General features: G+C 58.9%; 14 protein-coding genes and 1 pseudogene. 8 read left to right on the top strand and 7 right to left on the bottom strand.

The genetic code is table 11. The features are described 5' to 3' along the window. Positions 1–93 precede the first annotated feature (93 nt). The 4 genes from ACFSR7_RS11665 (at position 94) to ACFSR7_RS11650 (ending at position 4,043) form a co-directional block, all read left to right on the top strand. Entirely contained in the window at positions 94–1,677 is a 1,584-nt protein-coding gene (locus tag ACFSR7_RS11665; protein WP_378161628.1) for an extracellular solute-binding protein, read from the top strand. Positions 1,678–1,781: 104 nt separating this feature from the next. Continuing rightward, the gene (locus ACFSR7_RS11660; protein ID WP_378161626.1) at positions 1,782–2,690 is read left to right on the top strand and encodes an ABC transporter permease; all 909 of its coding nucleotides are present in this window, start codon (positions 1,782–1,784) and stop codon (positions 2,688–2,690) included. Between the two features lie 12 nt (positions 2,691–2,702). Beyond that, positions 2,703–3,569 carry a carbohydrate ABC transporter permease gene (locus tag ACFSR7_RS11655; protein WP_378161624.1) on the top strand — a complete coding sequence of 289 codons (867 nt, stop codon included), beginning with the start codon at positions 2,703–2,705 and terminating at the stop codon, positions 3,567–3,569. Positions 3,570–3,737: 168 nt separating this feature from the next. After that, positions 3,738–4,043 (top strand): hypothetical protein, encoded by a 306-nt coding sequence (locus ACFSR7_RS11650; protein WP_378161622.1) that lies wholly within the window; start codon positions 3,738–3,740, stop codon positions 4,041–4,043. Positions 4,044–4,052: 9 nt separating this feature from the next. Here ACFSR7_RS11650 and ACFSR7_RS11645 read toward each other — a convergent pair whose 3' ends face one another. Next, positions 4,053–5,459 (bottom strand): extracellular solute-binding protein, encoded by a 1,407-nt coding sequence (locus tag ACFSR7_RS11645; RefSeq protein WP_378161621.1) that lies wholly within the window; start codon positions 5,457–5,459, stop codon positions 4,053–4,055. A gap of 354 nt (positions 5,460–5,813) precedes the next feature. On the opposite strand from ACFSR7_RS11645, the gene ACFSR7_RS11640 reads away from it, so the two are divergent. Both ACFSR7_RS11640 and ACFSR7_RS11635 read left to right on the top strand, forming a co-directional pair. Further along, positions 5,814–11,915, top strand: coding sequence for a DUF4962 domain-containing protein (locus tag ACFSR7_RS11640; protein ID WP_378161619.1), 6,102 nt, complete (start codon positions 5,814–5,816; stop codon positions 11,913–11,915). Positions 11,916–12,031: 116 nt separating this feature from the next. Next, a complete protein-coding gene (locus ACFSR7_RS11635) occupies positions 12,032–13,870 on the top strand; it encodes an S-layer homology domain-containing protein (RefSeq protein ID WP_378161617.1) in 1,839 nt (612 codons plus the stop codon). Positions 13,871–13,978: 108 nt separating this feature from the next. Here the strand turns inward: ACFSR7_RS11635 and ACFSR7_RS11630 are convergent, their stop codons facing one another. The 3 genes from ACFSR7_RS11630 to ACFSR7_RS11620 form a co-directional block, all read right to left on the bottom strand. After that, the gene (locus ACFSR7_RS11630; RefSeq protein WP_378161615.1) at positions 13,979–15,592 is read right to left on the bottom strand and encodes a helix-turn-helix domain-containing protein; all 1,614 of its coding nucleotides are present in this window, start codon (positions 15,590–15,592) and stop codon (positions 13,979–13,981) included. Positions 15,593–15,711: 119 nt separating this feature from the next. Beyond that, positions 15,712–16,743 (bottom strand): ABC transporter substrate-binding protein, encoded by a 1,032-nt coding sequence (locus ACFSR7_RS11625; protein ID WP_378161613.1) that lies wholly within the window; start codon positions 16,741–16,743, stop codon positions 15,712–15,714. A gap of 133 nt (positions 16,744–16,876) precedes the next feature. Next, positions 16,877–18,532, bottom strand: coding sequence for an SGNH/GDSL hydrolase family protein (locus ACFSR7_RS11620; protein WP_378161612.1), 1,656 nt, complete (start codon positions 18,530–18,532; stop codon positions 16,877–16,879). Positions 18,533–18,959: 427 nt separating this feature from the next. On the opposite strand from ACFSR7_RS11620, the pseudogene ACFSR7_RS11615 reads away from it, so the two are divergent. Continuing rightward, positions 18,960–19,256, top strand: a pseudogene (locus ACFSR7_RS11615) (sensor histidine kinase); the annotation flags it as partial. Next, on the top strand, positions 19,246–19,716 hold the full coding sequence (locus tag ACFSR7_RS11610; RefSeq protein ID WP_378161906.1) for a CdaR family protein: 471 nt from the start codon (positions 19,246–19,248) through the stop codon (positions 19,714–19,716). The pseudogene ACFSR7_RS11615 and the gene ACFSR7_RS11610, both read left to right, overlap by 11 nt. Before the next feature lie 249 nt (positions 19,717–19,965). On the opposite strand, the gene ACFSR7_RS11605 is transcribed toward ACFSR7_RS11610, so the two are convergent. Genes ACFSR7_RS11605 through ACFSR7_RS11595 form a run of 3 tightly spaced genes read right to left on the bottom strand, consistent with a single transcriptional unit; the run spans position 19,966 to position 23,328 of the window. Next, positions 19,966–21,603, bottom strand: coding sequence for an extracellular solute-binding protein (locus ACFSR7_RS11605; RefSeq protein WP_378161610.1), 1,638 nt, complete (start codon positions 21,601–21,603; stop codon positions 19,966–19,968). 54 nt (positions 21,604–21,657) lie between these two features. Further along, complete coding sequence (locus tag ACFSR7_RS11600) at positions 21,658–22,527, bottom strand: carbohydrate ABC transporter permease (RefSeq protein WP_378161608.1); 870 nt, start codon at positions 22,525–22,527, stop codon at positions 21,658–21,660. 15 nt (positions 22,528–22,542) lie between these two features. Then, complete coding sequence (locus ACFSR7_RS11595; RefSeq protein WP_378161606.1) at positions 22,543–23,328, bottom strand: ABC transporter permease; 786 nt, start codon at positions 23,326–23,328, stop codon at positions 22,543–22,545. Between the last annotated feature and the right edge of the window lie 412 nt (positions 23,329–23,740).

The raw sequence follows: 23,740 nt of genomic DNA, 5'->3' as shown, positions 1-23,740 counted from the left end.
CGGAGGACGAAAAAAGCAAACATGCCGAGCCATCGCCCATTGCAAGCGCAGCCAGCTTCATCGGCTTAGCCAAACATTCGGAAGGGGTTTCCTATGAAAAAGAAAACGACAGGCAGAAGCGCCGCCAGCGTCCTGGTCGCCTCCGCACTGACCGCGGCCATGCTCGCAGGCTGCAGCGGCAACAACAATAACAATGCGGGAGCGTCCAGCTCTGCAGCAGTATCGCCGACCGCTACCGCCTCCGCCAGCGCCTCCGGTTCAGCCTCGGCCTCGCCAAGCGCGGCGCTGCCTGAGCCGGCCAAGATCTCGCTCTTCACCGAATATCAGACTGCATGGCCGCCGCTGGCGGACTGGGGCGTCTGGAAATGGGTGAAGGAGGAGACCAATATCACTGTCGAGCAGAAGACGGCTACGACATCCTCGCCTTCGGAAGCGCTCGCGCTCGCCGTATCGTCCGGCGACATGGCTGACGTCATGTCCGTCTTCCCGGGAGACGTCCAGAAGTTCGGCTCGCAAGGCGCCTTCCTCGATCTGTCGCAGCATATGGACAAGATGCCGAACGTCAAAGCTTATCTGGACAGCCACCCCGTCATCAAAATGCGGGTGACGCAGCCGGACGGCAAGATCTTGAATATCATCAACGACGGCGCCGGCGCAGGCAACCAATTGGTCTGGTTTTACCGCGAGGACATCTTCGACAAGAACGGACTGACGCCGCCTAAAACTTGGGATGAGCTGTATACAACGTCCAAAAAGTTGAAGGAGCTGTATCCGGACAGCTACCCGCTCGTATTCCGGCACGGCCTCGGCACGTTGTCCATATTCGCCCCGTCCTTCGGCGTCTTGCCGGAATTACAGAAGGATGCGGCGACCGGCAAGATGACGTACGGCCCGCTCAACCCGAACTATAAGACGATGATCGAATACCTGAGCAAGTTCTACAAAGAAGGGCTGTTCCCGCCGGACTGGCTGTCGATGGACTACAAGGCGTGGACGCAGTTCATGGCCACGAACAAATCGTTCATCAGTGTCCAGTATATCGGCCAGATCGAGACGATGAACAATCAGCTCACCGAAGGCCGTTTGAAGTTCATGGCGCCGCCGATCGGCGCGGGCGACAAAGCTTATCTTCCACAAGGCGGTTACGAGGATTACGGCTTCTCCGTCGCTTCGAATACGAAAAATCTGGACGCCGCGCTGCGTTACCTGGACTACATTTACTCGGAAAAGGGACGCGACATCCAAAGCTGGGGCAAGGAAGGCGAAACGTACACGATCGTCGACGGCAAGCGCAAGTTAAACGACGTCTATAAGGAATCCAACGACCTGCGCCGCGTATCGGGCATTTTGTCGGCGGGCACTTACGGCTGGTTCGACTTCGAAGCGCCTTTGTCTCTGATCAAGGAGAGCGAGCGCGAAGCCTACATCGAGTCGCCGAAGTATCAGTTCCCGGTCTCTAACACCCTGCCGATTCTGTCCAAGGAAGAGACGGATTCCATCTCTACGCAGATCGACGCGATCTACAAATACTTCTCGACGTCGATCAGCAAGTTCATCATGGGCGAGACGCCGCTCACCGAATGGGACAACTTCGTCAAAGAGCTGGATAAGTACGGCCTGCAAAAAGTGCTGCAGACGTATCAGGTCGCGCTCGATCGTCAAACCGCTTCTCAATAACGACGAATCGGCATTATAACGAATCGAAATAACAACGAAGAACGGGGCCGTCGTCGGAGCATCGACCGACGGCCCTCTCCATTCCGCTGAAAGGGGATGAAGCCGTGAAGTCAACGCTAATCCGGAATCTGAAGCGAGACCGGACTTACTTCCTGCTGCTCGCCCCCGTGTTGCTGTACTACGTGCTGTTCAAGTATGTCCCTATGTTCGGGATCATCGTATCCTTCAAGGACTACAATCTGTTCGCAGGCGTATGGAAAAGCGACTGGGTCGGGCTGAAATATTACAAAATGTTCTTTCAAAACCCCGACGCTTACGACATCGTCAAAAACACATTCGTGCTTGGCATATACAAAGTGGTATTCGGGTTCCCCGCGCCGATCATTCTGGCGCTGCTGCTGAACGAGCTGCGGATGAAGACTTACAAGCGCTTCGTTCAGACCGTGAGCTATCTGCCGCATTTTCTGTCCGCCGTCGTCGCCTCGGGTATCATCATCATGCTGCTGTCGCCGAGCACGGGCTGGATTAACCATGTCATCCAGAGCTTAGGATTCGAGCCGGTCAACTTCTTGCAAAAAGCGTCCTGGTTCAGGACGGTCTATATCAGCTCGGAAATCTGGCAGGAGATCGGCTGGGGCTCGATCATCTACCTGGCCGCGCTCACCGCGATCGATCCGCAGCTGTACGAGGCGGCGCGCATGGATGGCGCGAACCGGTGGAAGCAGACGCTCCACGTGACGCTGCCCGGCATCGCGCCGGCGATCGTCATCCTGTTTATATTGCAAATCGGCAAAGTCCTCGAGTTCGGCTTCGATAAGGTGTATTTGCTCTCCAACCCGGCCACGTACGAAACGTCCGACATTATCGCGACCTATGTGTACCGCATGGGGATCATCCAAGGCAACTTCAGCTATGCGACGGCGATCGATCTGTTCATGGGGCTCATCGGCCTGGTCTTCGTCTACTCCGCCAACCAGGTGAGCCGCAGATTAGGAGAGACCAGCCTATGGTAAGGAGCGAATCTCATGACTAAGCGCATCGGCGTCTTCGATATCGTCAACGTCATCATCTTGACCGTCGTCGCGGCAGTGGCTGTGTTTCCGTTTATTCACATGGCATCCGTCTCTCTCAGCTCGGCGCATTACGTCGTCCGCAACGAGGTCAGCTTTTGGCCGCGCGGTCTGCAATTCGATGTTTACGGCGAGGTGTTAGGGGACAATCGATTGCTCGTCGGTTACAAAAATACGATCATTTACGTGGTGCTTGGCACCGCGCTGTCGCTTTTTTTCACGTCCATGGGCGCTTACTCCCTCTCGAAGCGGACGCTGACGTTCAACAAGCAGATCATGCTGTTCATCGTATTTACGATGCTGTTCAGCGGCGGAATGATCCCGACGTATCTGGTCGTGCGCAGCTACCACCTGATGGATACGGTGTGGGCGATGGTGCTGCCGGGTCTTATCTCGACGTGGAATCTCATCGTCATGCGCACCTTTTTCCAGGGCATTCCGGCGGAGATCGAGGAGTCCGGCAAAATCGACGGCTTATCCGACATGCGTACGCTGTTCAGCATCGTGCTCCCGCTGTCCAAGCCGGTGCTGATGACGATCGGGCTTTTCTATGCCGTCGGCATCTGGAACAACTTCTTCTACGCGCTGCTCTATCTGCGGGAAGAGAGCCTGTATCCGCTGCAGCTCGTCATCCGCAATATCGTCATGGTCGGCCAGATCGGCGACGCGATCACGAGCGCGGCCAGCGACCAGCAGGGCATCGTGCTCGAATCGCTCAAGTATGCGTTCATCCTCGTCGGCACGCTGCCGATTCTGATCGTCTATCCGTTCATCCAGCGCCACTTCGTGAACGGCGTGCTGATCGGCTCGGTGAAGGGTTGACGGTCCGAATACGTATTGGCTAGAGCTACATGAAAAGTCAAAATAATCGCAGTCAATCGTCACGCCACCCCATATTCAAGCGAATCTTCCATATGGTAAGGTGTACGCCGGCGATCTGCGGCGCATCCATGCCTATCTGGCGGACAAGGGCGTCCTGACGATGAACTGTTGCGAAAAGCTCCCGACGACGATCCGCTGAGCAAGGACGGCTACAAGGTAGACGATTCCTTGCTGGAGGCCGCCTATACGACGCGCCCCGTGCGTACGCCGGCCGGCACCTACTATCGATGGATCGTCGAAAATCCACATCCGGGCAAGACGGTCTCCAGCGTCCGCCTGACCGTGGACGACCCTTCTGCCGCCCAAATTTTCGTTCAAGAAATCAAGCCGCATCCGACGTCGCCCGCCTGGACAGCCGGAAGAGCGGCCCGCAAGCCGCTGGTCCGGATATTGGGCGAAGGCGGCATCGTCTGACCCGTTAGATTAGATCAACGTAGCAGCCCGCTCCGTCTCGGAAGCGGGTTTTTCCATGTCCTCCAGCCTCTGCAGAATCGTCTCCGCATCTTCCATTTTCGTCCAGTAAAGGGTCAACTCATGGCTCATCCGGCTGAGCAAGCTGAATGTCGCGTTCAAGTCGCCGTGATAATGGAACGTCGGGATGATGTCGCGGTACATGTGAAAACGGAGCGGCCGTTCGTCCTTATGCTCTCTGTGCTCGGCTGCGGATCTCATGCTTGGAATGCTCAGCGTATGTCGGCGAATGCTCAATTGGGACGCTTGGGACAGCAGAAAGTCCATGAGCGTCTTCGCAGCTTCCTTGGAAGCGCCGTACTTGTTGATCGCAAGGCCGATGACCACCAATAGCGTACGCGCCTCCTTCGTGTACGGGAGCGGCGAGATATCGAAGTCCAAGCCGGACTCGCGCAGCGCGTTCATGCGGAAGTAGCTCGTGACGATCATCGACGCCTTCTGATGGACGAACAGCCGCTCGGACACTTCCTCGTCCGTCATCGACAGCGAGCTTAAATGGTCGTCCACGTAGCCGAGGCAGTTTTCCAGGCATCGCTCAAGATGCGCGTCCCGATAAATCGTTTTCCCATCCGGTCCCGTCCGAAATTTAAAGCCCTCCTGGAGCAGGAAGAGCGGCCAGCGATTGGCCGAGGCAAGATTAAACAAGAAGCCGAGACGGTCGCGTCCGCGGGACAGCGACTCGTTCGCCCGGGCGACGTCGGTCCAGGTCCAGCCGCTGTCCGGCTCGGACATGCCGGCTTCTTGGAAATGACGCTTGTTGTAGCACAGTACGATCGGAGAAAAGACGAACGGCTGCACGTAAAGCGTTCCGTCCGCCGTGAACGGCTTGGTCAGAAAGGGATAGATGCCGTCGATGGGCGAGAGCGGCTCGAACGATTCGGGCCGCGAATCTTGATCGAGGAACAATTCGTAGTTCTGCAGATTGACGGTCACCAGGTCGATCGCTTCCCGCTCCATGCTCTCGCGCATGGTCGGCGAGTGCTGGTTGAACGGCAGCGGGATCATCTCGACGCGAATCTGCGGGTAACGCGCGTGGAACGCATCGATCAACGCGTTCAGGTTCGCGTCTTGAACGAGCGAAGGGTAATAGCCGAACTTAACGATCGTTCGGTTGGCGGGATTCATGGCAAGAACGCGAGCGCCGACCCGTGGCTGTTTTTCGATATATCCCTGATCCACGAGCGTATCGAGCGCTTTGCGGACGGATTTTTTGCTGAGCCGGTACGCCTCTCCGAGCGCGATCTCGGAGGGGAGCAGCTCGCCTTGCTTATACTTGCCCGTCGCGATGTCGTTCGCGAGCGCGGCGAGCATGTCGTCCATGCGGGTCTTGAACGTCGTGCGCTTCGGTCGATTGGTCATGACGCACCTCATAAGCGGATTTTGAATTTCGGGCTTGCAAGCACTTCCCGCGCCTTAGGACCTAGCTATGACCCTATTCTAATCGAAAAATAATTACGCGACAAACCGCTATTTTCGATAGGAACGGTGTTCCAATTGGATTTTGGTATGTTATACTGGGCCTTATCTGAGGCATATTATATTAAATATTAAATTAATAATTAAATTTTGAGCCTCAGATGATTCCATTTCGTGGGGGTGGATCGCGAACGCGCCTGGTTATCGGGTTCCTATTTTCGAAAGGCTTCATCCGTTAGCGAAGTTCGCATCATGCTTGTCGGCCCTGCATATCCACGGAGAGGGGAAAAGGCAAAAATGAAAGTAAGCGCCAGACGTTGGACGGCTCTAGTCCTCGTATTTCTCATGATCGGCGGGGTTCTCCCGCATTCGCTGCTCGGACCGGCACGCGCGTCGGCCGCGGCGCCCGCATGGCCACAATTCACGGACTCGGCGCACATGCCTTATCGTCCGATCGATTCGCTCGTTACCTCGCAGAGCCCGCCCGACTTCAGCTGGCCGTTCGTTACGAACGCGGACAGCTACCAGCTTCAAGTATCCCGCACGAGCGACTTCGCGACCGTCGCGCACGAGGCGACTGCGCTCGCGACCAATTATTATAATTTTCCGGTCTCTTTCGAAGCCGGAACCTGGTACTGGAGAGTCCGGTACGACCAGGACGGTACCGCGTCCGAATGGACCGCGCCGCGCAAGTTCCGGATCGAGGAGAATGCGGTGCCGTTCCCGGTGCCGCCCGTCGAGACGTTGCTGAACAGCGTGCCGGACGCGCATCCGCGCATATGGACGAATGCCGACACGTTGGACGAATTCCGGGCGCTCGCCACGGGCAACGGGAAGACGATTTACGAGCGGAGGCGCGCGCAAGCGCTTGCAAACCTGGATTTTGTTCCTACCGAGCCTGCCACGGTAGATAAAAGTTACGTCGACGGCGCGCTGGCGAAAATGATGAACGCGGCGTTTACGTACCTGATCTCCGGCGAAGCGCAATTCGGGGATAGCGCCAAACGTCAAATGCTGGCGATCGCTGGCTGGAGTACCGATCCGAACGGCACGACCGGCTACGTCAAGGACGATCAGATTCATCGTGCGATCGCCTACCAAACCGCGATGGCGTACGACTGGATCTACGACAGGCTGGCGCCCGCGGACATCGTAAAAGTGCAGACGATGGTCGCCGCGCGCGCGAACACGCTCATCGCGGACATTTTCGGCGTCCACTCGATGTTTAAAAATCCGTACGATTCGCACGGCTGGACCTCGTTCGGATTCCTGACGATCATCGCGACAGCGATGCTTCACGATGTCGACCAGGCGGAATCCTGGTTCCGGATGCTTGTGCCCGCTTATATCAACCAGCTGCCGCCATGGGGCGGAGAGGACGGCGGGTGGTCCATGGGAACCGGCTACTGGCAGGGTTCGAATCTGGCGAATAAAGAGGCCATGGACGTCCTGTTGTATGCCACGGGCTTTAATCTGTACGACAAGGCGTTTTCCCGCAACGAAGGCGATTTTCCTTTATACGCGTTTCCGCACGGTTCGCCCAAAGGCATCATCGGCGACGGCAACTCGGACACGCCGACTTTTTACAACGTCTCGTTTTTCCGTCGCGCCGCCCAGATGTACCAGGATCCGCATATGCAATGGGGCGCGCAGGCGATAGGAGCGGCGCCGATCGATCAACTGTACACCTATTTTCAAGGAGACCCCGACTTGCCGGCGGAGCCGCCGGTCGAGCTGCCGAAGTCCAAATGGTTCAAGGATATCGGCGTGGTCGCGATGCACTCCGATCTGATCAACCCCGACCGCGTCTCGATGTATTTCAAGTCGAGTCCGTACGGCAGCTACGTCCACAGCCACGCCGATCAGAACAGCTTCGTCATCAACGCGTACGGCGAAGCGCTGGCGATCAAAGCCGGCTATTACGAAAGTTTCGGATTCAACGCGCCTCATCATGGTGAATTCACGCGACAGACGCTGTCCAGCAACGCAATCACGTTCGACGGCAAGCAAGGCCAGCCGATCAACACGCTCGACGCGAGCGGCACGATCACGGGCTTCGTCGACAGTGCCGACTTCGGGGCGACGAGCGGCGATGCGACCGCCTCCTATATGGGCGGCCTCGACAAAGCCGTTCGGCACATGTTGTACGTCAGGCCGAATTCGTTCGTCGTGATCGACCGGCTGAAGTCGGCGAACCCGGCCGGCTCCGAATTCGAATGGGGACTCCATGCCGAGCATGAGCTCAGGCTGGACGCGGATCAGGCCGGCGCCACCATCGTCGAGGGCCGGGCCGCGCTGAAGACGAGAATTCTATATCCGGCCAATATTCGGGCGACGGTGGATAACCGGTACCTGAACGCGGACGGCGTAGAGGTGAGGCCCCAGGACGTGAATATTCCGAATCAGATGCATGCGGAATTCATCACGCCCAAGTCGCAGGAAACGACGATCGTCTCGACGATGGGGGTGTACCCGTCGGGCGAAGAAGCGCCGGAGGTCGTCTCCGAAAATCATGGGAACTATATGGAACTGACCTTTGAGGACGGAACCGTCGTGTACGTCCGAATGACGAACGGCGGCGAGATCGATGCCGGTTCGATCCGCTTCGACGGTGAAGCCGCAGCGGTCAAGGGCGGCTCGGTCATGCTCGTGTCGGGCACGAAGCTCGTCAAGGACGGCGTCACGCTGTTGTCGAGCGACAAGCCGGCGACGATCGCCTTCGGCGACCGGGAGCTGTCGATCTCCGGCACGGAGGAGATTAACGTCTCCGTGCAGACCCCGGGCGTCAACCGCGTACGGGACGTTAACGGCGCGGATATCGCGAACAGCGGCACGCCGGATGCTTCGGTAGCGCTTCGCGGCGTCTATTGGCAAGCGACTGCCGACAAGCTCACGGTTAGAGCGGAGAAGGGCTCGCATGCCTTCAAGCTGAACGACGCGCCTTCCTCGCAGCCGCTCGAAGACGTCGAGCTGCAGGCGATCGTCAACGGCGTCCCGCAGACGATCACGCTGCAGGCGCGCAGCGATATCGAAGGCGAGAGCGTGGCCTGGGGGAAGCTGACGAACGAAGAAGGACTGTATGAAGTCGTCGATGCGCCGGCGGGCTTCGCCTTCGAGCGGCAAGGCGCCCCGAAAGCGCCTTATCTCGAACCGAATGCCGCGATTGTGCTTCGCGGCGAGGCTGACCGTCCTTTGACGCTGGTCAAGGCCGGATCGGGTCCTCTGGCCGAGACCGTCGTGCGGGACGATTACGACGCCGTGCGCGATACGCTCAGCGTGTTCGCGGAGGCCGAAACGTTTCAAAATTCAGGCGGCGGCGCACTTTCCAAATATTCAACTCGGCCCTTTTTGTCCGGCGGGGTCGGGGTGAGCAATTGGAATAACAAGGGCCAATGGCTGGACTGGACGCTGAACGTGCCCAAGCAAGGGCGCTACGATCTCGTCCTTAAGTACGTGGCGGGCTGGGACGCCCCCGAGGGAATGCTGACGAGCAGGCTGGCGCAGCTGGGCGACAATGCTTACGCCTTCGAAGCGCCGAAGACGGTCGACTTCGGCACGCTGCCCGAGTACTGGAAGTCGATTCGGGTGAAGACGGGGGCGCTGCTGCCGGCAGGGCCGGTGAAGCTGACCATGTGGAATTCCGTAGCTTCGATGAACCTCGATTGGATCGGGCTCGTGGAGGTGAAGGACGACGAGATCCGGCCTTCCGCGCCTGGCGCGCCGCAGCTCGTCGCCAAGACGAATGCGAGCGCGACGATCCGGTGGAGCGGTTCGACCGACAATACGGCCGTCGAACAATACCGGGTTTATGCGGGCGGCCAGCTGCTGAAGACGGTGCCGGCGGCGTCTACCGAGGCCGTGCTCACGGGATTGACCGCCGGCAAGCTTTATTCCTTCACCGTGAGAGCGGTCGATACGAGCGGCAACGAATCGCACGACAGCCCGGCGCTGGGCGTCGTCCCGACCGATACGATTGCGCCGCTCTGGTCAGAGGGCGCCGCCCTGCGCGCCGCGAACGTCTTCCCGGACAAGGCGACGCTATCCTGGAGCGGCGGCGCGACGGACAATTCCGGGCAGCCCGTCGCCTACGATCTGTATCGAATCGACGGGACGACGGCGACGAAGCTGGCGTCCGTCACGGGGACGACCTACGAAGCGACGGGCCTGCTGCCGTCCGGCAGCTACCGCTTCAAGCTCGAAGCGGTCGACGCGGCCGGCAATGCGACGAAGGACGGACCGTCCGTCACGGTGCGCACGCCCGATGCGAACATGAACGGCAACGGCCTCTACGAGCCGTTTACCGGGATGGCCGAAGGGCCGATGCCGGCAGGAAACGGATGGACCGTCGATCCGAACCACGGCACGTCGATCGCGGTCACCGCGGCAGGAGACGGCAACAAGGTCCTTACGCTGACGGACTCGTACTACGCGCTTGATGACGAATACCGTCGCGCGCCAGGCATTTCCAAGGCGATCCCCGCCGTGAGCGGGAAGGTCGTCTTCGAGACGAAGTTTAAGTCGAAGGCGCTCGGGCGCTCCGACTCGGGCAACTATGAGCTGCAGGTTCTATCGGGCAACGCCGATGTCGTCCGAATCACCGGAGGGAGCACGGGCACCGTGTCCTACCGCATACCGGAAAACGGGACGACGAAAGCCGTGGCTTTCCCGTCCAAAAACGGCGAGTTTAAAATTCCGCTCGATCAGTGGATTAAGATTAGGTTCGAGATGGACACGAGCACGAAAACCTACGATCTCATCTATCAAACGGATGCGCTCAAAACGTATACGGGACCGGTAGACGCGCCTGGAACGCTCGATAAAACGAACGGCATCTACAGAATCAACGGACTGCCGTTCAACACGCCGACGCTGAGCTCGGTCAATACGTTCGGCTTTGCGGGCACGCGGTTTACGGGCGAATATAGCTTTGACGATATCGCTTTGTACAAGGCGGTGACGCCGCCGGCATTCACGGTCGATAGCCCGCAGTACGTAGGCCAGGGAGCACTCGTTCCCGTCGCGATCGGCGTCGGCAGCGTGGCGAACGCCGTCTACGAGAATGTGTCGATGCGTTACGATCCCGCCTTGTTCGATTATGTCGGCGTCGAAGCGGCGGGTCCGGGCATCGCCGTGACGAACGTCGCGAACGATTCGGATCAAGGCACGGTAGCCTTCGCCGTGGACAATGGCGGTCCGATTGGCAGCTCGGGGCCGTTAGCGCTGCTGCAGCTTCGGACCAAAGCCGGCGCCTCCGGCTTCGGATCGGTGCGGATCGAAGCGGCGACGTCTAAAGATCAGGCAGGCGTCACGATCGCCGCCGTCAGCTTGCCCGGCAAGACGATCGGCGTCCATGTCGTCACGGAACTCCAGCCGGCCATCGTCGTGACGCCGGTAGGCTCGGCGCCGGCATTGCCTGAGGCTGTGACGGCCGTCTACGCCGAACAGACGACCGGTCCCGTGACGGTGACCTGGGCCGACGTCAATCCGTCGCAATATGCGGTGCCGGGCACGTTTACGATAACCGGTGCGGTCGCGGGCTCAAGCATTCCGGCTCAGGCGGTCGTGACGGTCGTGAACGATTCGGCGGCGCTGCTGACGGGACCGGGAACGGCAAGGGCCGGCGAGCCGTTCGTCGCCAGGCTGTCCGTGGCCAGTGTGCACAACGTGTCCGCCCAGGAAGTCGTCGTGAGCTACGACAAGGCCCGCTTCGAATATGTCGACGCTTCTCCTGCCTGGGAGCAGACCGTCGTCCAATCGGCTGCTGACAATCCGGAGGCCGGGACCGTCAGACTGATTCTGGCGAATCCCGGCGCGGAAAATGCGGTATCCGGCGACGTGCCGCTGCTCGATCTGACCTTTAAGCCCAAAGAGGGAGCTTCGGGGAACGGGACGATCGCGGTCGCGCGGCTCAAGCTGTCCGACGGAGAAGGCCGCGTACTCGAGGCGGATCTGAGCGGCGCCTCGCTGACCGTGGCGATCGCGGATCACGCGGCGCTGGCGGCGGCGATCGCGCAGGCGCAGGCGGCATACGATCAGTCCGAGGCCGGCATGGCGGTCGGACAGTATCCGGCCGCCGCGCGTGCGGCGCTGCTGGCGGCGATCGGCGCCGCGCAAGCCGTGCTGGCAGATGCGCAGACGACGGACACGCAAGCGGATGAGGCGACCGCCGCGCTGGCGGCGGCGCTGCTGAAGTTCGGGCAGTCCATGATCGATGCCGATACGGGCGACCTGAACGGCTCGGGCGGCATCGACATCGGCGACGTCGGCATCGTGGCGGGTCATTACGGCCAGCATGCGGGCGATGCCGGCTGGTCGGCGGCTTACGACCTGGACGGCGACGGGGCGGTCGGGCTCTACGAGCTCGCTTTCGTCTCCCAGAAGCTGCTCGAGAACGACTGAAATTAGACGTGACTATTTAAGCGTGACTGTATTATGGATGATCGCTGTATGAAATTGCGGAGGGGAAGGCGTCGTGCCTTCCTCTTCTTAATATCCTAGGCATGGAGGCAGACCGGATGAAGCGTACGTTGCTGTATCTATGGATGATTTCGTTTATTGCAGGACTGGCTATACCGGCAGGCGGTTCGGCTTTGGCGGCGGGACCTCCGGTTTTTCGGATCTCGGCGTCCGCCGAATCGATCCTGCCGAACGGACAGGTGACGGTAAAAGTAAGCGCGAGCGGGCTCCCGGCGACGAGCGCCTACGAGCTGCGGCTGACGGTGGCGCCGATCGGGACCGGTCAGACGGCGGCGCTGACGCTGCTGTCCGAACGCAATCTGCTGCCGCAAAGCGGGTTTTCCGCGCAATCGCGCAGCGGGGATCGCCTGACGTTCGCCTATGCGCTGCAGGGCGGGCAGCCGGCGGTAACAGGCGATGCCGATCTGGCGTCGTTCACGTTCTCCGGGACGGCGGCCGGTCAAGCGCGGATCACGCTGACCGCGGTCCAACTGATGGATGCGAGTCTGGCCGCGACGACGCATGAAGCCGGCGGGAGCGTCCTCGTGAGCGTCTCGGACGGTACGGCGACGCCGACGCCTGCGCCGACCGGCAGTCCGACGGCTGGTCCTTCGTCATCGGGCGGTCCGGCCGCGACGCCGTCTGCGGGACCGGGCTCGTCGGCTTCGCCCGCGCCGACGCCGTCCGCGGCGTCCTCGCCGTTGCCTACGCCGACGCCCGCGCCGGCAGTCATCCGCCTGGCGGCGGCCGAGCCGGACGCGTCCGGCTCGTCGGTCGTCTCCGTACCTGCAGGCCGGTTGGCGCAGGCATTCGCGGACGCCCGGGGCGGGACGCTGCGCATCGTCGTCGAACCTTCGCCCGAGGCCGCCGCGATCGCCGTCGATCTCCCGCTCGCGCAGCTCCGCGAGGGGACGACTCCGGCGCGGATCGAGATCGACGCCGGGCTCGCGGCGATCGCCTTCGATACGTCCCGGCTGCTGGCGCTGATCGGCCCCGATGCCGGGACGCTGCGCTTCTTCGCGAATCGCGTCGACACCGCCGGGCTTCCCGCCGCCGCTCGCGAACAGCTCGCCGGCCGGCCCGTCTACGATTTTGCACTGACGGCTGACGGCGAGCGCATCGGCGCATTCGGCGCCGGTCAGCCCGTGACGGTCAGCCTTCCCTACGCGCCGATGCCCGGCGAAGCGGAGGATCGCATCGTCGCCTACTTCGTCGGCGACGATGGACGGCTTGAGGTCGTCAAGCATACCGCGTACGATCCGGCGGCGGGCCGCCTTACATTTAAGCCGAAGCATTTCAGCTTGTATGCCGTCGCGGAGGCACCCGCAATAGCGTTCTCGGATCTGGAGCGCGTGCCTTGGGCGCAGCCGGGCATTGAGGCGCTCGCTGCGCGCGGAATGCTGAGCGGCGTCGGCGCGGATCGGTTCGCGCCAGACCGGCCCGTCACGCGTGCGGAGTTCGTCGCGATGCTGATGGGCGTGCTCGATTTGTCGGCCTATACTACGGCGGGGACTTTCACGGACGTGAAGCCGGACGCCTGGTATGCCGGCGCCGTATCCGTGGCGTCCGAGCTCGGCATCGCGCTAGGCCGCCCTGACGGCAGCTTCGGCGTCCGGGGCGAGATCAGCCGCCAGGACATGGCGGTGATGATGGCCCGCGCGCTGCGCCTCAACGGCGTTCGGACCGGCGACAGGGATGAAGCGTTGCCGACCGGCACTTCAACCGCCCTTGGCTTCGCGGACCGCGCCGAGATATCGCCCTACGCGCGCGATGCCGTAGGCACCTTGCAAGCCGTCGGGATCCTGACCGGCGTCGGCGGCGGAAGGATTGCGCCGGCCGAATCCGCGACCCGGGCGCAGGCGGCGGTCATGCTCTACAGGTTGTACGGGCTGCTATAAAAATTACGATCCTTGCGCACGGCCCTGACTCGCACCAAGCCCGGCTTCCGCGGCGTGTTTTCTTCGCCTGGTTGCCGGGCTTTTCTGCGCGCCCGCCGCGTTTGTCCGTCACCGGCCCATCGCCTGCAGCACGTCGCTGATTTTGCGGCTATGGGACAGTACGCCATAGTTCATCCAAGCCAGAAAATCGACCTCGTACACGCGGCCTGCTCTGACGGCGGGCAGGCTTCGCCATACGCTGGAGTCGAGCAGCTCCCGTCCGTAGCCTTCGCCCTCGAAGGTAACGAACAAATGATCGGCATCCAGCTCCTGCAGCGCCTCAAGCGTCAGACTGACCCGTCGAACGCCCGAAGCCATCCTGCGCACCAAGTCCGGCTCGGAAAGACCGAGACCGCGGTAGAGGAGCGGTCCCGTGTAGCCGCAAGCTCCGCCCCCGTACAGCACGATCGACTGCCCCGAGATCCTCAGAACGGCTACGGACGCCTTGGCCGATGCGCCCCCGAGCCGAACGCGAGCCTCCGCGATCTGGCGCTCCAGCCGTTCGACGGCCGCCGCCGCTTCCTGCTGTCTGCCCAGGACATCGCCGATCGATCGGAGCATTAGTCGCCAATCTTCACCGGCAAAGGGAATTTTAAATACGGGCGATATCCGGCTGCACTGCTCCAAATTCCATCTTCGGTGACCGTCGTTCAAAAGGATGAAGTCGGGCCGGTGACTGGAGAGGACCATGCAATCGTCGCCGACGATATCGAAGTCGGGCACGTCGTACAACCCCAAATATTCTTGTCTGCCCCACCCGCGATGGAAAAATTGCAAGATAGGCGTCACGCCCAACGCGACCAGATAATCTTCCAGAAAAGGAGCGAAAATGCGTGTTTTTCCGCTGTTCCGGCTGCGGTACTGGCCCGGCGTGATTCCGATTTTTTGCGTAAATTTACGATTGAAGTAATATTCGTTGCTGTATCCGACCGCAAGCGCGATCTGCTTCAGCTTGTCGCCGGTGAGCAGCAGCAGCTCCTGCGCCTTATCGATGCGGACGGTGTTCAGGAAGTCGATCGGCAGCTGTCCCGTCTCTTCCTTGAACAGCTGCGTATAGCGCCACCGGTTGGTTGCCGTCATATCGGCAAGCCGACCGATGGACAGCGGCTGCGCGTAATGCGCTTTTACGTATTCGATAGAGCGGACCACGGCCTGCCGCAGCGAATGCTCGCCGGCTGCCGCGCTGCGATAAGCTTTAAGCATCGAGAGCAGCAGCGATTGAAAACGAATCTGTCGCTCCAGCCGCTCCAGTTCGTCGCCTTCGTTCCGGCTGCGGTGCAGTTGCTCCGCTTCCAGCAGCATGCCGCCGACGGAAGCGCCGAATTCGTGCACCCAAGAAACGAGCCAATCGTCGAGCGTCGCAAGTCCGGTCTTGCCCGCGGCCGAGGGTTGCAGTCCAACGATCTCGAATTCGAATCGGTAGCCGGTCATCCCCGCTTCTCCGGCTTCCAGCCGGCAGAGCGCATGAGGAGGCAGCATCAGGCAGGCGCCTTGCACGAGGGCGGTCTTTTTATTTTCCAGCAGCCCTTGTCCGGCGCCATCCGTAATCAACAGCATCATGTAGGCGCTTGACGCCATCGCGTTCCTTTGGACGGCCTCTATTTGAAAAGCTTCAGTATCCGCAAGTCGGAACTGTACTGCGCCGTTATCCGTCGCCGCATCGTTTTGCCAATCGTTCGTCATCGCGGCCTCCATTTATTGATAACCATTCTCAATACTTATGTCTAGTTTAAATAAAAAAAAGGAGCGCTTCAATCTTAAAATTGAAGAGCCCCTTATAAATGCTTTTATCCGATTCTCCTTTACTTCGCCATAAGCTTCAGGAGATCGTCGATTTTCATGCCGTTCGCCGTGATCGCGCCGCTCTGCCAGTGGCTGCGTTCGACTTTGTACACGTGGCCGTTTTTGAATGCCGGCACCGATTTCCAAAGCGGACTATCCAGCAACGAAAATGCATCTTGATTTTCCGCCGTCTGCCAATCCCCGTTGGACGGAATCACGATAATGTGATCCGCATCCAGCAGCGAGAACGCCTCTTCGGATAAAATCTCTTGGAATTCCGTCATTTTTTGCACCATCGGGTGCGGCGTAAGCCCAAGCTCGTCGAATAAAAGACTGCCCACAAAACGGTTTTTGATGCCGAACAAGGCGATCGTTCGCTCGCCGACATTAACTCGGATGACCGCCACCGTCTCTTTGCCGACGGCTTGCGCCAGTTTGGCCTTGGCGTCCGCTACCTTAGCTTCATAGGCGGCAGCCACGCTTTCGGCTTTCTCGGGCATGCCGACGACATCGCCGATCGTCTTCAGAATCTGTTCCGAGCTTTGAAGAATGTCTTCGGGCAGCCTGTAGGTCGGCGCCACCTTCGTATATTGATCGTAGGTCGCACGGTCCACGGCGCCGTCGACGATGATGAGATCGGGACTTTGCGCGAGCAGCGCCTCGATGCTGCCTGTCGTATCGAACAGAGGCGCGTCCAGGTTCAAATACTCCTGTTTGCCCCAGTTCGGATTGTACCACTGTACGATCGGCGTCACGCCCAGCGCCTTCAAGTAGTCTTCCAAATAGATGGCCGCGATCCGCTTCGGATGCGCAGGCACCGTGACTTCGCCGAATTCATCCGTGACGACCCGCGTTTCGTCGTCCGCAGTTGCGTCGGTGCCGGCCGCGGCCCCACCCTCCGAAGCCTGCGCGTTTTCCGCCGGTGCGGTCGGAGACGCGGCGGCCTTCGAAGCCTCGCTCGGCTTGTCCGCTCCGGATCCGCATCCCGCCAATAATCCTACCCACAATACAGCAGCCATCGTTACCGCTGTTTTTTTAATCCATCCAGACATTTCTCATTGCTCCCCGGGTTGTATTATCACTGATATTCATTCTCAGTCAATAAACCTAGGGTAGCGTACGCGGGAGCGGGAAACAATGCACTTTTTATCCCTTATTTTTTATACAAATTGTTTGCGTCCGGTTTTAATCGATTGTTGAGGGCGCGTCCAGCATCGCGTCCAGCATCGCTTCGCCCAGAACCCGGTCGAACGGTCCCCAGCCGATGTCCTCGTTGCCGAACGCGTGGTTGACCATGTTGCCCTTGAGCTCCGTCACGAAATATTTGCCGAAACGGTGCAAATGGTCGAAGTATTCGAACCCGCCGACAAAGGTCACGTTGTATTCGGCGGCCAGTCTTCGGTATAACGCATAAAACCGCCGGATATTGCGCTTGGAACCGTGACGCGTGAAGAGCGGATTGACGCCGTTCACCATGACGATCATGCAAGCCGCGCCATACTCGAGGATCCTTTCCAAGATCGTTCGGACGGTCCGTTCGATATGGGCTTCGGAATGGCCGGAGCACGCGTCGTTGATCATGTATTCGAGCACGACGAGGTCGGGCGCCGCCGCAAGCACCTCTTTTTCCAGCCGATGGATGCCCATCACGGATTGCTCCCCGCCGACCGCGACGTTCGAGCTGAACAGCTTCGCGTCCGGGTATCGCGTTCGGAGCCCTTCCATCACTTGATAGGGCCACAAGCCGGCGCGGGTCGCGCTCTCGCCGTAAAAAGCGATGCGCAGCGGGCGCCCGGCCGCCATGGCCTGCCGAAAATCTGAGAGATGCCCGGTCTGCTCGAGTGGGATCGAAGACGCCGGCGTGGCGCCGGCAAGCACGGATCTGCGGTCCATGATCATCTCCGGGATCGCTTCGATGACGAATTGCAGAGGCGCGTCGATGCCGCCGGAAGGCGAATGCTGGAATGCGAGGCCGAGTCCCCAATCGACCTCGAATCCGTAAGCCGACTCCGCAACGAGCGGCAGCTCCTCGTCCCATTCGAAGGGCCGAGGCGTCGTCCAGCGCAGGGATTCCCGCGTCATGCTCCGGCCGGTGCCGTAGTCCTCGCCCGTGGCGCCCATTCGGATCCGGGGGCTTCCGCCGGGCGTCGGCTCGACTTCTACAAAATACGTTCGTCTCGCCATATCCTCGTAACGGCCGCGAAGCGTGACCGGAGGGGAGGACGTGGACATGCGCGACAGCGTGCTCTCGCCGCCGTAGACGCAGGATTGTCCCCAACCGGTGAAAATATGGGCGAGCACGAAGCCTTCCCTTACGATCGGCGGCTCGGGCAGCAGCAACTCTCTCGAATCCGGGGCGTCGACGTCTCCCTCGACGACCGCCAGGGTGCCGTCATCCCGCAGCACGATCGCGTCGTACCGGCAGAGCCATACCGAATAATCGAGCGAGAGCGTCTCGCCGTCCGCGATTCGGCCGCCCGGTATTCGCTTCACCGTGCCCCAGTGATAGTCGTATGTATAGTCGGCATCGGGCGTGTACTTCGTCCCGCGATCGGCCGAATACACCGCCAGCGTACCCGGTACCATGCGCTGGTAGGGGACGCCGCCGCTGCCGCGAATATCTTCGCCGTTCCACCAGGAAGGCGAGAGGGTGCCTTCCCCACGGATCTTGTAGACCTGGTCGAGGTACTGCCTTTGACCGGCCGGCCGGATCGGCAGCTTCACTTCGCCGGGCACCTCGACGACGCGGTCCGCTAATGTCAAATGGCCGGGTTGAACGATAACCGCCATCGAGGCGGGAGCGGTAGCATATACGGAAAGACCGGAAACTTGGGCGTTCAAGGGGACTCACTCCTTCGAGCTCTGCTTCGTTTGCCCCTATTGTAAAACGCGCTTTGCCGAACCTATATAGATAATCGTACAATGGCGTATTGATTTTTGTGCTGCTTTGCGGCTCAGGAAAAGCCGGGCCTATTCTTATAAAATATTGTCCCGTCAACTGAGAGCGTTTATATTAGCGATACGACGGCTCGTGCCGGCACGGGCGGCTGCGTGCTTTGGCAGCTTCAAGACTACCGCGACAATATCGCGCCGATTCTGGACAATATCATAAGGCAGAACCTTTATATTCATTCGATTCATGTCTATATGGGCAATCCGACCATTCCGGAGCTATACGGCGGTTATGACGGCTTTTATAGCCTGCAGCGGATTGGGAAGGGTCGTTGGACGTATCCGTGCCCGTCGTATGGAACGATGAATTTTCTAGATGGCGCTGAGCTTCAACCATATGACAGAGCGTATTCACGGGCTTATCGAGACCGTTTACAAGGCCGAGCTGCTTGAGAAGGAAGCGGATGTGAAGGCGCTGGAGTCCCAGATCAATCCGCATTTCCTGAACAATACGCTGGCGACGATCTCCTGGGTGTGCCGTAAAGCGAAGGCGCCGGAGGTCGTTCGCATCTCCAATTCGCTCGCGAAGTTCTATAGGCTGGTGCTGAACAAGGGGAGTTCGGAGACGCTGATCGGGAACGAGCTCGACATGGTCAAGGCCTATCTGGCGATTCAGAAGTTCCGAAGGGCAGGGCTCGGAGGCTTTCGGCATTTGGATCTTTCGCGCGCCGGCAGCGGCGGAACGGCCGGATGCCGTCTTCTTCGAGGAGGGAGCTGCGCAGGCGCTTCAGCGCCCCATTGTCGCTTATACGACGGGAGAGGGCGCTGTTCTGGACGCCGCGCTCCTGTTCGGCATCCGGACGGAGGAGCCCGATTCTTTGCGCGAGCTTGCGGCGAGGCTGCTGCACAGCCTGTCTTCCGAACAGGCGCCGATGCCGGGCGGCGAATGGACGGTTGCGATCGGCAGCCCCGCGAAGACGCCGCCTTCCGCGCGCGAATCGTACCGGGAGGCGGCCAAGGCGCTTCGCTTCGCCGTGTGGAGCGGACGGACAGGGGGGGCGGAAGATGCCGACGAAGAGAAGGAGCGAGCGAGCAGCTTCCCTCACGGAATGTGGCGGACGTTCCTCCGTTAAAACGGATACGCAGATCCCTGAACTGCAACAATTGGCGGTCGGGATCATGAGGCTCATCTCCTTCTATTTCATACGGTATGACGAAGAAGCGATCGCCCCGGAGAAGGGGCAATCGCTTTTTTTGTACGCCGAGAATGGGGCGTCGTTGCAGCATTTGAGGCAAAAGCTCGGCCCCGTGGCTCCGCCGTGCGAAAAAAACCGCTCCGGCAGCCAACTGCCAAAGCGGTTCCCAAGCCTTTAGGAGCTCAATTATTGACCGTCTGCTTTATACCGTTCGTACGCGCTGTTGTAGGCGTCGATCGCTTTTTGCAGGCCCTGCTTATTCATGTCGTCCATGTGCTTATGCCAGGTGCCGTCCGCATCCTGCGCGCCCATCAGTGACTTCTGCTCGTATTCGTCCACCAGCGGCGTCAGGTTCACCGCCGCGTCGTCGATCAATTTCTTCTCTTCGTCCGTGAATGTCATGACCGGGAATGGCTTCTGCAGCCAGTCGCTGTTCAGATAAAGATTGAAGCCGGTTTTACCGATCTCGTTCATCGAGCTGAGCTCGCCCATCAGATCGCCGCGGTGTCCGATCTCGTAGCCGCCGATACTTCTCAGGTAGTTCGGGAAGCCCGTAGGGTTGTTCAGCGCAATGTCGCGAATGACCGGCTTGCCGTCGACCAGATCGTAGTCGACGCCTTCGATGCCATAGTTTGACAAAAGAAAGCCGGTGTCGCTGAAGAAGAAGTCCATGAATTCGATTGTTTGGACCGGATCCTTAGCATCCTTGGAGATCCCCCAGGCGTAGCCGTGAAGCAGTTCGCGGCTTTGCTGCATCTTGACGATACCGTTGATGTCGGCAGGCGGCGCGATCGCTGCGAAGTTGATGCCTGGAACTTGCTCCTTGACAGCATCGTTAACGGCGGATGTGGAAGCGAACCAGTCAATCGTCGCACCGCCGATATTGTTGCCGAGCAAGAATTGACGAGCTTGCGAGCCGCGAGTGAAAATTTCCGGGTCGATGATGCCGTCTTTGTACCATTGAGACAGCTCCTTCAGCGCCGTGGCGTATTCCGGCTCGCCCTTGCCGTAATGAACCTTGTCGTCGGCGCCGATATACCAATCCTCATGTGCGCCCCAGAGCTGCAGCAGCGGCCAGATGCCCCTATCGCGATACAGGTACGGAATCTCGTCCTTCTTGCCGTTGCCGTTAGGGTCGTCATTGCGGAACGCGTACAGCACGTTTTTGTACGCTTCCAGCGTCGTCGGCTCTTTCAGACCGAGCTTTTCCAGCCAGTCTTTGCGAATGAAGAAGCCCATTTTGGGCAGCAATTGGCCCGGCTCGCCTCCCAAAGTGCCTGTGAGCGTGTAGAGCTTGCCGTCCGGTCCGGAGCCCGCGCGGCGCGCATCCGGATAATCTTCCAGGAACTTCTTGATGTTCGGAGCGTGCTGCTCGATCAGATCGTCGAGCGGGATAAGGGCACCTTGCGTAATAATCGAGTTGATCGTTGTGCGCAGAGACTGAATGATATCCGGGAGCTCGCCGGAGGCCATCATCGTGTTAAACGATTGAATATCGTCAGCGATGGACTCGTTTGCAACGTTTTCCATCTGCACGTTCGTAATCTCGGCTGCCTTTTTCCAAATCGGCATATCGCCCTTCGGCGCGCCGTTGGCGCCGAAGGGGTAGAACAGCTTGATCGTGGTAGGAGCATCGGTTATTTTCAGGTTGTCGACGCCATTGTAGCCTTGCGGCGAGGCGCTGGCGGAAGAAGAAGCATCTGTCGCGGAGTCGGATGGCGATGTCGAGCTGCCGGCGTTATTGTCGTTGTTGCTGCAAGCGGAGACGAGAGAAGCGGAGAGTGCAAGCAACAGGGCGACCGAGCCAGTTTTCTTTTTAAACAAGATAATAACCTCCCTTAATCTTTCCTTAATCGGATGAGTACGTGATGAGCAGGGTCAGCCTTTGATCGCGCCAACCATAATGCCATTGACAAAAAACTTTTGAATAAACGGATAAAGAATGAGCATCGGAAGCACGGCGATGACGATCGTAGCGTACACGATGGTCTGCTCCGACATGGCCGTGGCGCTTAAATCGACAGCTTCGTTGACGTTGAAGGAGACCTGAACGATCAATTTTTTCAACAACACCTGCAATGGCACTTTGCTCTGATCTTTAATGAGAAGCATCGACCAGAAGTAGGCATTCCAGCGGCCGACGAAGTAATACATCGTAATCGTGGCAAGTGCAGGCACGGACAGCGGCAAATAGATCCGTGTCAGGATCGTCCAGTCGCTCGCGCCGTCCACCTTCGCGGATTCCTCCATGGAATCGGGCACGTTCTCGAAGAACGTCCGCATGAGGATGACGTTAAACGAATCGACGGCGAAGCAGAGCAGAACGCCCAAACGGGTATCGAGCAGGCCCAGGTTCTGAAAGTTCAAGTAGGTCGGCATCATGCCTGCGCTGAACCACATCGTAATAAGCACGAAGAGGGTGAACAGCTTACGCCCTTTCAACCGCCGTTTGGACAGCGGATAGGCGCCGAGAATAGTCAGTACCAGGCTGATGAGGGTGCCGAATACGGAATAGAATACGGTATTGCCGTAAGCCGTCCAGATGTTGTCCATATGAATGACCTTATTGAACGAAGCGAGAGCGAAGCCGTGCGGAAGCAGTGTTACTGCGCCGGTCGCTACCGCGATCGGATCCGAGAAGGAGGCAATGACTACGTAATAAAGAGGATATAGCGTAAGAATCATAATGATCGACATGATGCCGATGTTGAACACGCCGAATGCTTTCTCGCCTTTTGTTCGATTCAACTCGATTCTCCTTCCTCACATGATGGAAACGTCGCTGATTTTCTTGGAAATACGGTTGGCGGTCATGACCAGAAAGAGCGATACGACGCCGTTGAACAGCCCGACGGCCGTGGACATTGAATAATTCGCGTTCTGCATGCCGAGACGGTAGACATAGCTTCCGATCACATCGGCGGTGTCGTAAGTGATCGGCTGATAAAGGAGAATAATCATCTCGTAGCCGACGTTCATGAGGTTGCCGATGCTAAGCAGGAGCATAATGCCGATCGTAGGCAACAGGCCCGGCAAAGTGATATGCCAGATCTGCTTGAAACGGCCGGCACCGTCAATCATCGCGGCTTCGTATTGCGCCGAATCGATCGACATAAGCGACGAGTAGTAGATGATGGATGCGAATCCCGCGCTGGCCCAAATTCCCTGCAAGACGAAGATAGCTCGGAAATATTCGGGCTTAGTCAAGAAGTAGATGCTGTCGAACCCGAGCTTCTCGAGAAGAATGTTCACGATCCCGGAGGAAGGCGACAGGAAGTTCACAACCAACCCGGCGATCACCACCGTGGAGATGAAGTGTGGCATGTAGGAGATCGTCTGCACGAGGACGCGGAACTTTTTCTTCCTTACTTCATTGAACAGAATCGCCAGAACGATTGGAATCGGGAACGCGAAGATCAAATTGTATAAGCTGATCATCAGCGTATTCTTTATGATTCTCGTGAAGAAAGGGCCATGGAAGAACGTGGTGAAGTTGTCGAAGCCGACCCACTTACTGCCGCTCATGCCGAGGAAAGGCTTGTAATCCATGAATGCCATTCGCAGTCCATGTAGAGGAAAATAATAGAAGACGAAGTAATAAAGGACAAATGGCATGAGCATGAGATACAAATACTTGTCGCGTGAGAGTGAGACAAACAGCTCGGATTTACGGCGAGCAGGTGAAGCGGATGTCTTTTGTGCAATTGCAGATACGGCTTTCAAGCGCGAATCATCCTTCCTCTGGCCTGAAAGGTATGTCTTTCTACTGTAATTGCTTTCAGCCAATTTCTATATTCGGTTCGCCGGCGAACCTTACATCGAGAAATGTATCATGGGTAGATTAGCATGAAAACCCTTTCTTTCTCGTGGCTACCCTTAAAAATACCGATTTCGAACCTGTATTTCTTACGGAATTGCCGACCGGAACTTTTGCATGCTCCATTCTTCTTCGCATTGCTCG

This window comes from Cohnella sp. GCM10020058 (genome assembly GCF_042683485.1).
Classification (GTDB): domain Bacteria; phylum Bacillota; class Bacilli; order Paenibacillales; family Paenibacillaceae; genus Cohnella.
The sequence above is the reverse complement of the archived record's forward strand: the minus strand, read 5'-3'. Positions and strand labels throughout refer to the sequence as shown.

Bases quoted from the DNA above. Each gene is read 5' to 3' on its own strand.
- ACFSR7_RS11665 (WP_378161628.1), top strand. From the start codon at position 94: ATGAAAAAGAAAACGACAGGCAGAAGCGCCGCCAGCGTCCTGGTCGCC.
- ACFSR7_RS11655 (WP_378161624.1), top strand. From the start codon at position 2,703: ATGACTAAGCGCATCGGCGTCTTCGATATCGTCAACGTCATCATCTTG.
- ACFSR7_RS11645 (WP_378161621.1), bottom strand. From the start codon at position 5,459: ATGACCAATCGACCGAAGCGCACGACGTTCAAGACCCGCATGGACGAC.
- ACFSR7_RS11640 (WP_378161619.1), top strand. From the start codon at position 5,814: ATGAAAGTAAGCGCCAGACGTTGGACGGCTCTAGTCCTCGTATTTCTC.
- ACFSR7_RS11635 (WP_378161617.1), top strand. From the start codon at position 12,032: ATGAAGCGTACGTTGCTGTATCTATGGATGATTTCGTTTATTGCAGGA.
- ACFSR7_RS11630 (WP_378161615.1), bottom strand. From the start codon at position 15,592: ATGACGAACGATTGGCAAAACGATGCGGCGACGGATAACGGCGCAGTA.
- ACFSR7_RS11625 (WP_378161613.1), bottom strand. From the start codon at position 16,743: ATGTCTGGATGGATTAAAAAAACAGCGGTAACGATGGCTGCTGTATTG.
- ACFSR7_RS11595 (WP_378161606.1), bottom strand. From the start codon at position 23,328: ATGGATTACAAGCCTTTCCTCGGCATGAGCGGCAGTAAGTGGGTCGGC.